General features: G+C 36.9%; 15 protein-coding genes. 7 read left to right on the forward strand and 8 right to left on the reverse strand.

Features of this window, described 5'->3' with window-relative positions; all coding sequences use genetic code 11:
• Positions 1-5 precede the first annotated feature (5 nt).
• Positions 6-818: a nucleotide-binding protein gene (locus tag NSCAC_RS03715; RefSeq protein ID WP_232085986.1), complete on the reverse strand. Its 813-nt coding sequence runs from the start codon at positions 816-818 to the stop codon at positions 6-8.
• Positions 819-829: 11 nt separating this feature from the next.
• Positions 830-1,159, reverse strand: coding sequence for a TraK family protein (locus NSCAC_RS03720; protein ID WP_197745069.1), 330 nt, complete (start codon positions 1,157-1,159; stop codon positions 830-832).
• 292 nt (positions 1,160-1,451) lie between these two features.
• On the opposite strand from NSCAC_RS03720, the gene hpnI reads away from it, so the two are divergent.
• Genes hpnI through NSCAC_RS03740 form a run of 4 tightly spaced genes read left to right on the forward strand, consistent with a single transcriptional unit; the run spans position 1,452 to position 5,813 of the window.
• Entirely contained in the window at positions 1,452-2,588 is a 1,137-nt protein-coding gene (gene hpnI / locus NSCAC_RS03725) for a bacteriohopanetetrol glucosamine biosynthesis glycosyltransferase HpnI (RefSeq protein WP_456298414.1), read from the forward strand.
• A complete protein-coding gene (hpnJ, locus tag NSCAC_RS03730; RefSeq protein ID WP_197745070.1) occupies positions 2,585-4,009 on the forward strand; it encodes a hopanoid biosynthesis associated radical SAM protein HpnJ in 1,425 nt (474 codons plus the stop codon). The genes hpnI and hpnJ overlap by 4 nt, the downstream gene beginning before the upstream one ends.
• Entirely contained in the window at positions 4,006-4,809 is an 804-nt protein-coding gene (gene hpnK / locus NSCAC_RS03735; protein WP_197745071.1) for a hopanoid biosynthesis-associated protein HpnK, read from the forward strand. The genes hpnJ and hpnK overlap by 4 nt, the downstream gene beginning before the upstream one ends.
• A gap of 29 nt (positions 4,810-4,838) precedes the next feature.
• Positions 4,839-5,813: a flippase-like domain-containing protein gene (locus NSCAC_RS03740; RefSeq protein ID WP_197745072.1), complete on the forward strand. Its 975-nt coding sequence runs from the start codon at positions 4,839-4,841 to the stop codon at positions 5,811-5,813.
• Here NSCAC_RS03740 and NSCAC_RS03745 read toward each other — a convergent pair.
• A complete protein-coding gene (locus NSCAC_RS03745; RefSeq protein ID WP_197745073.1) occupies positions 5,806-6,405 on the reverse strand; it encodes a hypothetical protein in 600 nt (199 codons plus the stop codon). The genes NSCAC_RS03740 and NSCAC_RS03745 overlap by 8 nt on opposite strands.
• A gap of 14 nt (positions 6,406-6,419) precedes the next feature.
• A complete protein-coding gene (locus tag NSCAC_RS03750) occupies positions 6,420-6,941 on the reverse strand; it encodes a urate hydroxylase PuuD (RefSeq protein ID WP_197745074.1) in 522 nt (173 codons plus the stop codon).
• Between the two features lie 207 nt (positions 6,942-7,148).
• Here NSCAC_RS03750 and NSCAC_RS03755 point away from each other — a divergent pair, with 207 nt between their 5' ends.
• Positions 7,149-7,712 carry a peroxiredoxin family protein gene (locus NSCAC_RS03755; protein ID WP_197745075.1) on the forward strand — a complete coding sequence of 188 codons (564 nt, stop codon included), beginning with the start codon at positions 7,149-7,151 and terminating at the stop codon, positions 7,710-7,712.
• Between the two features lie 165 nt (positions 7,713-7,877).
• Positions 7,878-8,798 (forward strand): TlpA family protein disulfide reductase, encoded by a 921-nt coding sequence (locus NSCAC_RS03760; protein ID WP_197745076.1) that lies wholly within the window; start codon positions 7,878-7,880, stop codon positions 8,796-8,798.
• Positions 8,799-8,815: 17 nt separating this feature from the next.
• Here NSCAC_RS03760 and cysZ read toward each other — a convergent pair whose 3' ends face one another.
• From cysZ to thiS, 3 genes are all read right to left on the reverse strand, one after another.
• Positions 8,816-9,562, reverse strand: a complete 747-nt coding sequence (cysZ, locus tag NSCAC_RS03765) for a sulfate transporter CysZ (protein ID WP_197745077.1) — start codon at positions 9,560-9,562, stop codon at positions 8,816-8,818.
• Between the two features lie 13 nt (positions 9,563-9,575).
• Positions 9,576-10,364: a thiazole synthase gene (locus NSCAC_RS03770; protein WP_197745078.1), complete on the reverse strand. Its 789-nt coding sequence runs from the start codon at positions 10,362-10,364 to the stop codon at positions 9,576-9,578.
• 62 nt (positions 10,365-10,426) lie between these two features.
• Positions 10,427-10,627, reverse strand: a complete 201-nt coding sequence (gene thiS, locus NSCAC_RS03775) for a sulfur carrier protein ThiS (RefSeq protein WP_197745079.1) — start codon at positions 10,625-10,627, stop codon at positions 10,427-10,429.
• Between the two features lie 62 nt (positions 10,628-10,689).
• On the opposite strand from thiS, the gene NSCAC_RS03780 reads away from it, so the two are divergent.
• The gene (locus NSCAC_RS03780; RefSeq protein WP_197745080.1) at positions 10,690-11,220 is read left to right on the forward strand and encodes a hypothetical protein; all 531 of its coding nucleotides are present in this window, start codon (positions 10,690-10,692) and stop codon (positions 11,218-11,220) included.
• A gap of 175 nt (positions 11,221-11,395) precedes the next feature.
• On the opposite strand, the gene mfd is transcribed toward NSCAC_RS03780, so the two are convergent.
• Positions 11,396-14,938: a transcription-repair coupling factor gene (gene mfd, locus NSCAC_RS03785; RefSeq protein WP_197745081.1), complete on the reverse strand. Its 3,543-nt coding sequence runs from the start codon at positions 14,936-14,938 to the stop codon at positions 11,396-11,398.
• Positions 14,939-14,949: the final 11 nt, after the last annotated feature.

Raw genomic sequence — 14,949 nt, forward strand, 5'->3', positions numbered from 1 at the left:
TACCACTATTCACTAGCAGCCTTGCTTCTTTTTCTTATTCTCCTGGGAGGTGGTTCGTTACCAGAATCTGATTTATTTGTCGTAGATGCAGTCACTCCTAAAACGGGATTCATTTGATCAAAAAGAATTTTCTTCATCATTTTAAGACGATGCTTAGACATTAGCTTAAACTGATCGGATTTTATTGCCTGCTCAAAAGTCATCCTGCTTTCTAGCATTTGCTGCATATCTTCCCCAAAAGTAGCTCCGCTATTACGAGGAATATTTATAATCCCTGCGACTCTATCTTTATGATCTTGATAGACCTTCATTTTTTCAAAGGTTTTATCTTCTTTTTCAATATTGCCGAAGTACTGATTAAGCCAAACAATAATCTTAGCGGATTCCGGAAATTGGCGGGCTAATGAGTCAAAACCGGAAAGGGTATCCATAAGAGATTGCCCACCAGTAATTACTGGATGAATAAAAATTTCATGACCCATCTCGTGGAGCATCTCTATTGCCTCATTTTCAATTAAATATGAAGAGAGAGGAATAAAACTTGATGAACCGTTATCTATAACAATTTCCGAGTTTCTATTTTCTGTAATGATCTCAATGAGACGATCAAATTCCCGCTCATCAATCGTATTATCTTTAAGTAATTCCACTCTTTCTACTGGAAAGGCACTATATCCGGTAAAGGTAGCATTAACTGGATCAGTATCGATACATACTAAAGAAATACCATTCCCTTGTCGGTGTTGTGCTATGAGTGCTGATACTAAGCTCTTACCAACTCCACCTTTTCCCTGTAAGGTAAAATGTGCTTTTGCCATGTTATTCTCTTCTAAATAAGTTCTTCTAAACTTTTACCCCTTGCGTTAAACTCAAAGCGTTTTTTCTTTCGCTGTTTTACTCTCTTTTGCACTGCCTTTATCTCATGGGGAACATAGCTAGCACTCTGTTCATTTTCTTTTATAGAAAGTTTCATATAGCTCATGAAAGTACGGTATTGAATAGATAAAATACCTTGTTGATAAAGTATCATCCAAACTTCTTTTGCAGTACATCCACTTTCTAGAGCTTGTTGGATTTCATTATATTTAGCTAAAAATATCTGGCGACCGCTCATTTGCTGGTAAACATTTGCTTTTTGCTTCAGTTTACTAGGAATCATTACTTTATCCTACTTTAAAAATCAATTACACTAGCTTTGGTTTGTCTATACCGGAAGGAAATATCCTAACATAATAAAAGAGTACCTAGCACTAATATCTGAACTTATCTACTATATGAAACTAGATTAGAAAAGTACTTCACTAAACTCTTTTAATAAACAATACTCTTTAAAAAAAGTAGTTTATCATAGATTTTTCAAGAAAATAATTAGTTATATTCTATATTCTTAAGGTGTCATGCATTATTATTTTATTTAGTAGATTAGGAGTGCTAAGATAACAATTTTTTATATTCTTACTTTTGCTTGTGTTGTTATTTCTGCATTTTATTTGCTATTTGCGATATATCAGGTCAATATTTTTTCAATGCAGAAATGGACACCACTAGATGTGTACCCTTCAGTTACACTATTGAAACCTATTTGCGGTCTTGATGTAGAGCTATATGAAAATCTTCGCTCCTTCTGCAATCAAGATTACCCTGAATATCAAATTATATTTGGTGTTGCAGATCCAAAAGATCCTGCTATCTCTATTGTGGAGAGGTTACTAAAAGAATTTTCTCATTTAGATTTAGAGTTAGTTATAGATAACAGAGTATATGGTACTAACCCTAAGGTGAGTAACCTGATTAATATGTACCCTTATGCTAAACATGATTATTTAATCATGGCTGATAGTGATATGCGGGTTGATCCTACTTATTTAAGCAAGATAATTTCTCCTTTTAAAAATCCCAAAATTGGGGCAATTACTTGCTTATATATAGGGGTTCCTATTGGGGGAATTGCATCCCAGCTAGGTGCTATATTTATTAATGAATGGTTTTTGCCTTGTGTGCTTGCTACCAATGCTATACAAAAAATCAGATACTGCTTTGGTCCAACTATGGGAGTTCGCCGTGATATTTTAGAGAAAATTGGTGGGTTCCATAAACTCTCCTCTTATCTAGCTGATGATTACATATTAGGGAAGTTAGTTTCAGAGCTAGGTTATCAAGTTTATCTAGTACCATACTTAGTACAAGATATTATTAAGGAGTCTAGCTTAAAGAGTTTATTTTTCCATGAGCTACGCTGGGCAAGAACTATATATAGTGTTCAGCCAGTAGGTCACTTTTTCTCTGTAGTCAGTAATGTTATACCTATAGCCTTATTGTTTCTGATTGCTGCCCCTTCTCTTTCCTATGGATTAATTGCAGTTAGTATTATTTTAATTTTAAGATTACTAATGCACTATGTTATCCAGCATAAATTTAGGGTAAATACTCGCTATGCTGATCGCTTCTGGTTAATATTTTTTCGAGAAATATTTAGTTTTGTAGTATGGGGAATCAGTTTCTTTGGTCGAGAAGTATCTTGGCGTCATCGTACTTTTTCAGTTAAAGCCAACAATCAATTAGCATTTAAGGAGACCCAGAATATATGATGAAGACTCTATTCCTTAATCCTCCCTCTTTTGAAGGATTTGATGGTGGAGCAGGTTCAAGATATCAAGCACGGCGAGAAATTAGATCCTTTTGGTATCCTACTTGGCTTGCACAACCTGCAGCACTTATACCTGAGAGCAAATTAATAGATGCACCTGCCAGAGAGTTATCTTTGCAAGATATTTTACCATTAGTAAACGACTATGAATTAGTCATATTACATACTAGTACACCATCTTTTAATAATGATGTAAAAGTGGCCGAGTCTTTAAAAGAGGCTAATCCTAAGCTCAAAATAGGACTCGTAGGTGCTCATGTAGCCGTTAACCCTGAACCTTCAGTACTTGCTTCTTCTGCTATTGATTTTATTGCTCGCAATGAGTTTGACTATACCATTCAAGAAGTTGCTCAAGGTCATCCACTGGAAACTATTAATGGTCTTAGTTATAAGGTTGATGGAAAAGCAATTCATAATCCCGAGCGAGCATTAATTGCAAATATGGATGATCTTCCTTCAGTAATTGATGTATATAAACGGGATTTAGTGATTGAAGATTATTTTATTGGCTACCTAGAACATCCTTATGTTTCTTTTTATACAGGTCGTGGCTGTAAATCTCATTGTACTTTTTGTCTTTGGCCTCAGACTATTGGCGGGCACAAATATCGTACTCGTAGCCCTGAAGTAGTCGCTGAAGAAGTAGCAAAAATTCAGCGTTACTTTCCACAAGTCAAAGAGGTATTTTTTGACGATGATACTTTCACCGATGATAAAACTCGTACTGAAGAAACTGCACGTCTATTAGGAAAGTTAGGGGTCACTTGGTCTTGCAATGCAAAAGCGAATGTTCCCTATGAAACCTTAAAAATCATGAAGGATAATGGGTTACGGTTATTGCTTGTAGGTTACGAAACGGGTAGTCAGCAAATTTTACTAAACATAAAAAAAGGGATGAAGGTAGAATTTGCTCGTCGCTTTACGGCAGATTGCCATAAGCTAGGTATCAAAATCCATGGTACCTTTATTGTGGGCTTACCAGGAGAAACTCGAGAAACTATTCAAGAGACTATCCGCTTTGCTCAAGAAATTAATCCTCATACTATTCAAGTATCCCTTGCGGCTGCTTATCCAGGAACTTTTTTATATCGCCAAGCAAAAGAAAACGGTTGGCTACGAGAGAATAACCAAGGGTTAGTTGCAGATAATGGACTACAAATTAGCTCATTAGAATATCCCCATCTTTCCCACGAAGAAATTTTTAATGGACTCTCTGAGTTTTACAAACGTTTTTATTTTCGCCCTAAAAAAATTGGAGAAATTACCTGGGAAATGCTCCACAGTTGGGAAATGACAAAGCGTCGTATGAGAGAGGCAGCAGAGTTTTTTCGCTTTCTGGGTCAAAGAGAAGATAGTGCATGAAGCAACTCATCATCACTGGAGATGATTTTGGTCTTTGCTCATCTGTAAATGAAGCAATTGAGCAAGCCCATTGCCAAGGAATACTTACCACCGCAAGTTTGATGATGGGTGAAGCTGGTACTCAGGATGCGATATATCGTGCCTATAGATTATCTACCCTAAAAATTGGGTTACATATTACGGTAGTAGACGGAACCCCTGTATTACCCTTACAGATGATTCCTGATCTAGTAGGAGAGAATAGATGTTTTCGTGACCAATTATTTAAATCTGGGATTCGTTTTTATTTTCTACCTAAAGTGCGTAAACAATTAGAGAATGAAATTAGAGCACAATTTGAAGCTTTTGCAGCTACAGGATTACCTCTTGACCATGTCAATAGTCATCATCATATGCATTTGCATCCTACTGTACTCCAAATTATTCTCAAAGTAGGGCAAGAATTTGGAGTACGTGCAATTCGTCTTCCCTATGAGCCTATTTTCACAGTTTCAAACATATTTCTTAGATTATGGGTACGTTTTATGACCCGTCAATTACGTAAAAATAATATATTAAATAATCAGTTTATCTTTGGATTAAAAAATACAGGAAAAATAAATACCGCTCAAATTCTACAACTCATAAACAACCTCCCTGAAGGTGTATCTGAACTTTATACCCATCCAGATTTAAATACTTCTGGCAACTCAAGCTCTGGTTTTCTAGAGCTTTGTGCACTCACTAGCTCAGAAATAAAAGAGGCTTTAAAATCACAGCAAATAAAAACAATTACTTTTAGCAATCTTTCTACTCACTAGCTTTTTTTATTTTCTTTAAAAATTTCAATATGCGTTTAAGCATACTATTGATTACTATTGCAGGAATAATCTTAGCAATATGGCTTATCGTACAGCAAGGTTTAGATAATGTGATCCAAGCAGTTCAATCTGTAGGATGGAAAGGCACTTTTGCAGTAGTTATGACTCATATTCTTCAAATTATCTTCTCTGGGATAGCTTGGCAAATTTTATTCCGTCATTCTTGGTCTCCTTCTATACCTGCATTTATCCATACCCGGTGGATACGAGAGGCAATGGATAATTTAATACCCATGGTAGCCTCTATTGGCGGTACTGTTATTGGTGCTCGATTATTGACCTTAAGGGGGTTAAAAAGCAGTAATGCCAGTGCAAGTGCAATTATTGATTTAACTGCAGAAGCAATAAGCCATATAGTATTTACCTTATTAGGGTTAGGATTATTAATACATAGTGGATATCATGGGCAAATTGTTAAATGGATTCTAATTGGATCAATACTGCTTGTATTCAGCATATTCATATTTATCTTAATACAAAGAAGTAGTGCGTTACTTTCTGTAGAACGTTTTTTTTCTTGGATTACAAAACGTTTCTCAATTTCAAATGCTATTAAAGGGCTACATAATAATATTCAAGAATTTTACCGTAATCCAAAAGATCTCCTGGCCTGTATTTATATACATTTTATCGCTTGGTTCTTAGGATCTTTTGAGATATGGTTTATGCTTTATTTTGCTGGAATACCTATCAATTTTACTCAAGCGATTATTTTAGAGAGCTTAGGCCAAGCAATTCGGAGTGCAGGGGCTATAGTACCCGGCGCTTATGGTGTTCAGGAAGGAGGATATATGATCTTAAGCTCCTTATTTGGAATTGCTCCTGAAATAGGGCTAGCTTTATCTATTATTAAGCGATTGCGGGACATTATTTTAGGAATTCCTGCTTTAATTACACTACAGATATTAGAATATAAGAAAAAACAAGTTAAAAGTATTATTTAGTAGATTTAAAATCTGATTTAGAATTATTTATAGAAGGATCTAAATCAATAATTTTTTGTGACTCATCCCCAGCAGCTCTATCATGTTCTATAACTTTTACTTGACTGTCTTTAAAGCGGGGTAATAGATTTCCTCTTTTTCTATAAACTATATAGCCAGCAGTTGCTGCACCTCCAGTAGCCAGTAAAGCGATGAGTCCTGTAACCATTTGAAGAGAAAATAGTCCTACCCCTAAACCGACCACACCGGTAATGATTGCACCTGACTTAAAATTAGCTTTGGCGTGAGCACGCCCTGTCTCTTTCATAATCTGGCGATGAGTCTGTGCAAATACTCGGCTTTTCTCTTCTGCGGTTGACAGGAGTATTCGTTCCCGTTCTTGAGATAACCTCTCTTTTGCTTTAGCGAGTGCATCTTTTTTAAGATGCGTAGCAATAGAGCTAAACCAAAAAGCAACTAAAATGCTAATAATCAAAGCTAAAGCAGCATAAAGCATCCATATCCATGGAATTTCTTGGCTGTTTAGAAAAGCAACCGTAAGGATTACTGCGGTTGCTTGACTAAGGATAATTCCGGGTAGAAATCTAAACACAAATACAAAGATGACTAGAATAATAACCCATGAGAGGCACCTCCCATGAATAATAACATAGGTAAAGAAAGCATGGTATTAGTCCGAGACGCAAGAAATGCCACTCTAGCTGCTTTCTTTTTTTTCTCTGGAGTTGCTTCTACAAAACCTAATAACTTTTTCTGATTAGGCCAAATGAGTACCCAAACATTAAAGAGCATAATCGTACCTAACCAAGCACCCATGCCAATAGTAGTTAAAGAAGGATTATGAGCACCAACGCCAAGGGTAAAAGCACCATGAATACTATATTGAGGAGCGGTACCTAAATAGGTTAGTCCAGAAAGCCAAGTCACAAGTGCAGACCATCTAAAGAAAAATAACGCCCTAGGTGCTACATATTTACTAATAGCTGCAGGACCTGGTCCTTGTGGATCATTATTTGCTGTAGCTACGGCTTGAGTTTGTACTAAATTAAAGTAATAAAGTAATCCTATCCAAGTAATTCCTGCAAGAAAATGCAACCATCGATCTAAAACTAATGTAAAATCTATCATGATTATTCACCAATAAAAGTGTTAACTAGCCAGCATTTTAATTACTACAACAAGTACCAGTGCTAAGAAAATTCCAGAAATAATCGTACCGGTTACTGTATCTAAAGGATTATTCATAAATCTCTCCTAATTTTTAAGCTTATTACATGTCAATACCTATTATAATGGGTACTAAATAAATTTTAGTATAGCTCACTGGAGAAATATATGCGTGCAACCGGAATTTTACCTGCACCTGAATGGCAGATATCCCGATGGTTTAATACTCCTCAACCCTTAAGTATTGCAGTGCTAAAAGGAAAAGTGATCGTTTTGCATTCTTTTCAGATGCTCTGCCCCGGTTGTGTGATTCATGGATTACCTCAAACTCAGAAAATTGCTAATTTGTTCGATGAAAACGATGTAGCAGTCATTGGGTTACATACAGTATTTGAGCACCATAATGTAATGACTCCAGAAGCCCTTGAAGCCTTTATTCATGAATACCGCTATACTTTTCCTATTGGCGTAGATCAACCCGATGGTAAGCAAGGATTGCCTTATACGATGCGTACTTACAATATGCAAGGAACCCCAAGTCTTGTATTGATTGATCATCAAGGCTATATCCGCAAACATAGTTTTGGCCGAGATGAAGACATGCAAGTTGGAGCAGAAATTGCACTTCTAGTTCATGAAGCTAAAGTCGATAAGCAGAGCGGTAATGTTACTCATAGTGTCTCTGAGGAAAATTCTCACAAAGGTTGTGATGAGGACAAATGTAGTATCTAGAGTTATTTAAAAATAATTTATCTTTGAAAATGTTGTAACATGGAGGGTAGAAACCAGGATAAAAGGAGGTGATAGCGGTACCTTATTTTCTCAATACTGCATAGAAGGAAAATACTCAGTTTAAGACTTAAATATCCAGTTTAAGACTTTTAAAGGGTTTAATTTATGTATCAATTATTATTGAGCGGCTTATTTATATTGGGCTTACCATTTACTACGCTGGCAGATAATTTACCCGATAATCTACTTAATGCTCCTATCCACCTTATTTCAGGAAAAACCACCAGTCTTGCTGATTTCAAAGGAGAGAAGCCAGTATTTCTTAAATTTTGGGCGACATGGTGCCAGCCTTGTCGTGCGCAGATGCCTCATTATCAAGAACAAAATGAAAAATATGGCAATAAAATTAGATTTATTGGTATTAATTTAGGCATTGATGATGATATTGATTCGATCAACAAAACAATAAAGGAATTTAGTCTCACTATGGATACTGCCATCGATCGAGACAATGATTTATCTCAAAAATTCCACCTTATTGGTACTCCCTATTTATTATTATTTGATAAAAATATGCAGCTTGTTGCTATAGGCCATGATGCTGATGAGGCTTTTGACAATAAACTGGCTTTACTATCACAAAATAGAGCGGTGGAAAGTATAAGTCCAAACCCACTTATTACTAAGCAGTCTCATATTTCTATTAACGCTCAAAATGGTAAAACTTATGGAGTATTTTTTACTGCTACGTGGTGTGATTGGTATTTAAAAGATTCACGCCCTGAAGTATCTAACCACTGTATTCAAGCTCAAAATCTGGTCAATAATCTAGCTACTGAATACCCTAATATTAATTGGCTAGGTGTTGTATCAGACTTATGGACAGAAGATAAAGATGTAGCAGACTATAAAAAACTTTATAAAATTCCGTTCAACATAGAGATTGATCAAGACAATCAATTATTTTACCAATACCATATTGAACACTTGGGTACTTTGATTTTAATCAAAGACGGTAAAATACTAGCTGAGATTAATGATTTTGAACATCCAGAAAAAATTCAAGCTCGCCTAGCAGAGTTATAATATTTAATATATTTCACTTAGTTGCGGTTGCTAGCAAACGCCAAATACTTTACCCACAATAAAGTTGCACTGGCAACCGCAGTAGGCATGGCTAGGAAATTAATTAGAGGAATGCTGTTCATTAACACAACACTTGCCCCAAATCCTAACCCTAATCCTCTAAATTGTCGTAATCTATCTCGTTGTGCTGTAAAAAAAATCCCATGATTACCCATAGGGTAATCTAGATATTCTAGTGCTAACATCCAGCTATTAAAGGCAAACCATAGGAAAGGAGCAATAATATTAATCCCCGGAATTAAAAACAAGATAAGTAAAGGAATAGCTCGAGAAATAAAATAACCCATTTTATTGATTTCTGATTTTATTGTCCGAAATCCCTCTTTAGCCAGTCCTTGCCAAGGAGTAGCTAATTCGTTATCAAGCCTATGAGTAAGCTGCTGTTCAACGGCTTTAGCCAACAAGCTATTAAAAGGGGCCCCAATAAGATTGGCAATGATGGAAAAACAGAAGAAAAAAACCAGCCCTATCGCAATAGCAAATAAAGGCCACAGTAGCCAATGCAACCAAGCAAACCAGCTCTCTTGGGGAAGAAAAGAATTCATTAAATCACCAAAATAAGTGACTCCTAGCCAAACAAAAAGACCAAAGAAAACAAGGTTAATAGTAAAAGGAATATATACGTATCGTCGTAACCCCGGGCGATGAATTAGACGCAATCCCTCTAAAGTAGCACTGGCGCCTATAATAAGTTGACTAATCAAATAACTAAACTCACTAAAAAAATAATCCTTCAGTAGGAGAAGAGGCATTAGCATAGCGCTTTCTGGGGACTCTCCCTGCAAGATAAGCCTCCCGACCTGCTTCTATCGCTTTTTTCATAGCAGAAGCCATCAGTACAGGGGATTTTGCTCCCGCAATCGCCGTATTCATCAGTACTCCATCACAACCCATTTCCATAGCAATTGCAGCATCTGAAGCAGTACCTACCCCTGCATCTACCAAAATAGGCACTGAGGCATTTTGCACAATCTCTAAAATATTATAGGGATTTCTAATTCCTAACCCAGAGCCAATGGGAGCAGCTAAAGGCATCACCGCTACACAACCCATCGCCTCTAAATATCTTGCTGCAATAGGATCATCGTTGGTATAAACCATTACTTGAAAATCTTCTTTAATGAGAGTTTCAGCAGCTTTATAAGTTTCTTTTAAATCAGGATAAAGAGTGTTTTTATCTCCGAGTACTTCTAATTTTACTAACCGATGATCATCAAGAAGTTCTCGAGCTAATCGGCAGGTGCGTACTGCTTCTTCTGCACTATAGCATCCTGCCGTATTAGGTAATAAAGTATAGGTATTAGGGGGAATAACATCCAACAGGTTAGGTTCATCTTTATTTTGCCCAATGTTACTACGGCGTACTGCAATAGTAATAATTTCAGCCCCACTGGTTTCAATAGCTGCTTTCGTTTCTGCTAGATCTTTGTATTTTCCTGTGCCTACTAATAGCCTAGATTGATAAATCTTTCCTGCAATAACTAAGGGAGTATCAAGGTTACTCATAATGGTGCACCACAAATTTATTTATACTAATAAATATTAAACAATTACCAATAGTACATACCCTAACCACCACCAATGGCATGTACTATTTCTACCTTATCGCCTCCATGCAAAGTATAATGAAGATATTGGCTATGGGGTACAATAGCTTGATTGACTTCTATGGCAATTCGTTTTCCCTGAAGGTTAAGGTGTATCACTAGATCAGAGAGCAAGCAATTTTCGGGAATTTGATGAGGGTTACCATTGAGTAGAATTTCCATAGATCTCACTTAAATCAAATTGTATTCATTTTATTTTACTTGATTATAGGTACGATTCGCACATGGGCTTAAATATCGTTGGTTTTAGTAAAGAACTCATCGCTATCTGTCAGCGAGACACTGGGGCACAAAATTTACCCGTCTCCTCAAAAATATTTTGGGTAAGTATAGGCTGTTATACCCTCTGCCGTTTTTGGATAGCACAATTTAATTACTCTATTTTAGGATCTCTATTTATCGCCTTATTTGATATATTCTTACTTGCTCTCATGGTAGTTGCTCCTTTATCCATTAAAGATATGCGGGATAAAATCCAACAAACCTTAATTGGGCTGGCTAGTGTAGGTACCCTGATTAGCCTTACAGAAGTCATTGCAGAATATGTTTTAGGCACCATTCCTTTTCCAGGGGATCAGCCCCAAGATGCCATTATAATTTTTTTAACTTTTCCCCTATTACTCTGGCGTATCTTAGTCAACATTACTATCATGAGGCACGCTTTATCTTGGCAGGTGATGCCTGCTTCTTTATTGGTAGATGCCCAAGTAATCACGGTGATCATGGTTGGTAAAGGCATTGCACGACATTTTTAATAATTTGAGGCAGCAAAGATAAGCCTAATTAAGAAATTGATTATGACGTTCCTTATGCTATAAACAACATATTGCACCCGCTCCAGAAAAGGTGATCTATTGTGCCTATCTGAATTAAATTAAGAATAGAATACAGAACTCTTACCCACTGTAATAGTATTTCTAAGATGGCAATTTAAGCAGGTTGAGATTTACTTTTCTTAGATTTAGATTTTTTAGCAGATGACGAAGAAATAGAAGAGGTTTTTTTAATGGTTAAGGTATCCAGTAAATAATGAAGTGTTTTAAGACGAGACTCGGGGTCAGGTAGATCTTGTTTAAAGCGAAGTTTTTCTTGCCCTTCTAGTCTGTAATGTTCTGGATCTTGCTGAATTAAATTAATAATTGCCACTAGATCAATGGCTGGATTTGAATTGAAATGAATTCGTCCTCCTTGGCTATGGGCATCTATTTTGCTGATTCCTAGCCGATTAGCTTTTAACCGCAGTTCATTAATAGCAAATAAAGTTTTAGTTACTAGAGGCAGTAGCCCAAAGCGATCAATCATTTCTACTTGAATTTCATTTAAACTCTCAATGCTGTGAGCCGCAGCAATTCGCTTGTAAAGCACTAAACGGGTGTGCACATCCGGTAAGAAATCTTCTGGAATTAAAGCAGAAGTGTGTAAATTAATTTCTGTACCACGATCTAAGGAAATGTGATTTACATCTAAAGTACCTTGGGATTTTAGACTATGAATGGCTCTTTCTAGTAATTCATGATACATACTAAAGCCAATTTCTTGAATTTGTCCGCTCTGTCCTTCACCTAATAATTCTCCTGCTCCTCGAATTTCCATATCATGGGTCGCTAAGGTAAAGCCTGTACCTAATTCTTCTAAGGATTCAATAACATCTAATCGTTTTACCGCATCTTTAGTAATCGCAGATCGTGGGGGGGTAATTAAATAGGCATAAGCTCGATGGTGAGAGCGACCTACCCGACCTCGTAGTTGATAGAGTTGAGCAAGACCAAATTTATCTGCCCGGTGAATGATGATAGTATTGGCATTAGGAATATCAATACCAGTTTCAATAATAGTGGTGCATATTAATACATTAAAGCGACCATGGTAAAAATTGATCATGATCTGTTCAAGCTCTCGCTCTGGCATTTGCCCATGAGCAATTCCAGTTTTTGCTTCAGGGAGCAGATCTTGGATTTTTTGATCCATTTTATGGATAGTTTCTACCTCATTGTGTAGAAAATAGACCTGCCCACCTCGTCTAATTTCTCGAAGGATAGCTTCTCTCAGTTGAGTATTGTTCCATTCTTGTACAAAGGTTTTTACCGCTAAACGGCGAGCAGGGGGTGTGGCAATAATAGAAAGATCACGAATCCCTGATAAAGATAAATGAAGGGTACGGGGAATAGGAGTAGCAGTTAAAGTCAGGATATCTATTTCTGCCCGTAGGGCTTTCATTCGTTCTTTTTGCTGGACTCCAAATCGGTGTTCCTCATCAATGATCACTAAACCTAGATTGTGAAAGCTAACTCCTTTTTGTAGGAGCTTATGGGTACCTATGATAATATCAATTTTCCCTTCTGCTACTTGCTGGATAATGTGTTCTTGTTCTTTTCGAGAAGCAAAGCGGGAAACTACTTCAATTTTTATGGGCCAACCGGCAAATCGATCTTTAAAGCTTTGATAATGCTGTTGAGCAAGCAGGGTAGTAGGCACGACTACTGCTACTTGTTTACCTGCATAAGCTACAATAAAAGCTGCTCGCATAGCCACTTCTGTTTTACCAAAGCCTACATCCCCGCAAATGAGTCTATCCATGGGTCTATCTGAAGTTAAATCCTCAATCACTGCTTCAATGGCTTGGGTTTGATCTGGGGTTTCTTCAAAAGGAAAAGCTCTGGCAAAAGCGGTATAGTGGGAATCTAAAGATGGAAAAGGTGTTTTGGTTTGAGCAGCCCTTTGAGCATAAATCTCCAACAATTTAACTGCAATATCTGAAATTTGCTCCTTAGCTTTTCCCTTGGCTTTTTCCCAATGCCCTGATCCTAGTTTGTGCAGTGGAGCAAGTTCAGCAGAAGCACCTATATAACGATTTATTAAATGTAAAGAAGCAATAGGCACATAGAGTTTATCTCCCCCTGCATATTCTAAACTCATAAATTCAGTAGCTACATTCCCAAGGGGAATAGTTTCTAGCCCTAAATAGCGACCAATTCCGTGCTCTTCATGAACGATTGGAGATCCTAGGGTGAGTTCGACTAAATCTCGAACTAAGGTATTTGTTTCATTGTCAGAAGATTGTTTTTTTCTCCGCCGACTTTGCATTGCCTGATCCCCAAAAATTTGAGATTCAGTAATAATGGCAATCACTGGCTCAGCAAGTAACAATCCCTGATCTAAGGGAGAAACAGTAATTCCTAGAGAGTCTTGGGCTTCTAAGAATTGTTGCCAGTTTGTAAAGTAAGTGGGTATAACTTGAATATCCTTTAAAAGATCTAGAAGAGTTTCTCTCCGTCCCATAGTTTCTGCAATAAACAATACTCGACCTTCATAGCTAGCAATAAATTGCTCTAAATCTTTTAAAGGTTGGGCAGTGTGGGTATTTGAGCTTAGTTGCGGAAGAGGCTGTGTGAAAAAATTTTGTGTGCCTATTTTTTCTTCTAAAGGCTCAGATTGAAGACTAACTCTAGGTAAGGATTTAAGCTGGGCAAAAACTTGATTAGGCTGAAGATAAAGCTGTTGGGGATTTAGGATAGGTCGCTCAATATTGTGGGAATACTGATCATAGCGATCTTTAATTTCTTGCCAAAAACTATCTGCAATTTCATAAATATCTCCCAAAATAACACTTAAGGTATTTTGGGGCAGATAATCAAATAGAGTATTGGTATTCTGAAAGAAAAAGGGAAAGTAATACTCAACTCCGGGCGGAGTATTTCCTTGGCTTACTTCTTGATAGATTAGACTATATTGGGATTGGCCAAAAGTATCTTCATGGTTTTTTTGAAATAGCTGGATAGCTTTTTTAGTAAGGGGAAATTCTCTAGCAGGAAGTAAACAGATTTCATCGATTGTTTGCAGGGAGCGTTGGGTTTCTGGATCAAAACTCCGTAAAGTATCTACCGTATCATCAAATAAATCTATTCGATAAGGTGTTTTGCTTCCTGTAGGAAAAATATCGATAATAGAGCCACGAATAGCAAATTCACTATGTTCCATCACTTGGGTTACATGGCGATATCCCCCCTGTATTAATTGATCACGCCAGCTATCCCTAGAAACTGTATCACCTGTTTTAATAAGCAAACTATGAGACTCAAGGTATTCTCGGGGAGGAAGCAGTTGCATTAAGGTAGTGATAGGCACAATCAGAATACCTTGAGTTAAACGTGGAAGCTGATATAGGGCTTCTAAACGTGCAGAAATAATATCTTGATGGGGAGATAGGTTTTCATAAGGAAGGGTTTCCCAATCTGGTAAAAAAATGACTGGGTATAGGGATTTTTTCCTAAGATAGAATTTAACTTCTTCGCTGAGTCTACCTGCAGTAGCAGTATCTGGAACAATTCCTATGATAAAGCTTGAATAATTTTCGATACAGGTTGCTAATATTAGTCCAAAACTACTGCCATGAATCTGGCCAAATTGGCGGTGATCACCCGCTTTTTTAGGTAAAGCTTGGGCTAAAGATTTAACATCTAAAATAGATAGCATTTAAGAGAAGA

The organism is Candidatus Nitrosacidococcus tergens (assembly GCF_902810445.1).
Lineage (GTDB): Bacteria > Pseudomonadota > Gammaproteobacteria > Nitrosococcales > Nitrosococcaceae > Nitrosacidococcus > Nitrosacidococcus tergens.

What these genes read in the sequence shown, in the direction of transcription:
- NSCAC_RS03755 (WP_197745075.1), top strand. Translation starts at nt 7,149, where the DNA reads ATGCGTGCAACCGGAATTTTACCTGCACCTGAATGGCAGATATCCCGA.
- NSCAC_RS03780 (WP_197745080.1), top strand. Translation starts at nt 10,690, where the DNA reads ATGGGCTTAAATATCGTTGGTTTTAGTAAAGAACTCATCGCTATCTGT.
- thiS (WP_197745079.1), bottom strand. Translation starts at nt 10,627, where the DNA reads ATGGAAATTCTACTCAATGGTAACCCTCATCAAATTCCCGAAAATTGC.
- NSCAC_RS03750 (WP_197745074.1), bottom strand. Translation starts at nt 6,941, where the DNA reads ATGATAGATTTTACATTAGTTTTAGATCGATGGTTGCATTTTCTTGCA.
- NSCAC_RS03770 (WP_197745078.1), bottom strand. Translation starts at nt 10,364, where the DNA reads ATGAGTAACCTTGATACTCCCTTAGTTATTGCAGGAAAGATTTATCAA.
- NSCAC_RS03740 (WP_197745072.1), top strand. Translation starts at nt 4,839, where the DNA reads ATGCGTTTAAGCATACTATTGATTACTATTGCAGGAATAATCTTAGCA.
- hpnJ (WP_197745070.1), top strand. Translation starts at nt 2,585, where the DNA reads ATGATGAAGACTCTATTCCTTAATCCTCCCTCTTTTGAAGGATTTGAT.
- NSCAC_RS03720 (WP_197745069.1), bottom strand. Translation starts at nt 1,159, where the DNA reads ATGATTCCTAGTAAACTGAAGCAAAAAGCAAATGTTTACCAGCAAATG.
- NSCAC_RS03760 (WP_197745076.1), top strand. Translation starts at nt 7,878, where the DNA reads ATGTATCAATTATTATTGAGCGGCTTATTTATATTGGGCTTACCATTT.
- hpnK (WP_197745071.1), top strand. Translation starts at nt 4,006, where the DNA reads ATGAAGCAACTCATCATCACTGGAGATGATTTTGGTCTTTGCTCATCT.
- mfd (WP_197745081.1), bottom strand. Translation starts at nt 14,938, where the DNA reads ATGCTATCTATTTTAGATGTTAAATCTTTAGCCCAAGCTTTACCTAAA.
- NSCAC_RS03715 (WP_232085986.1), bottom strand. Translation starts at nt 818, where the DNA reads ATGGCAAAAGCACATTTTACCTTACAGGGAAAAGGTGGAGTTGGTAAG.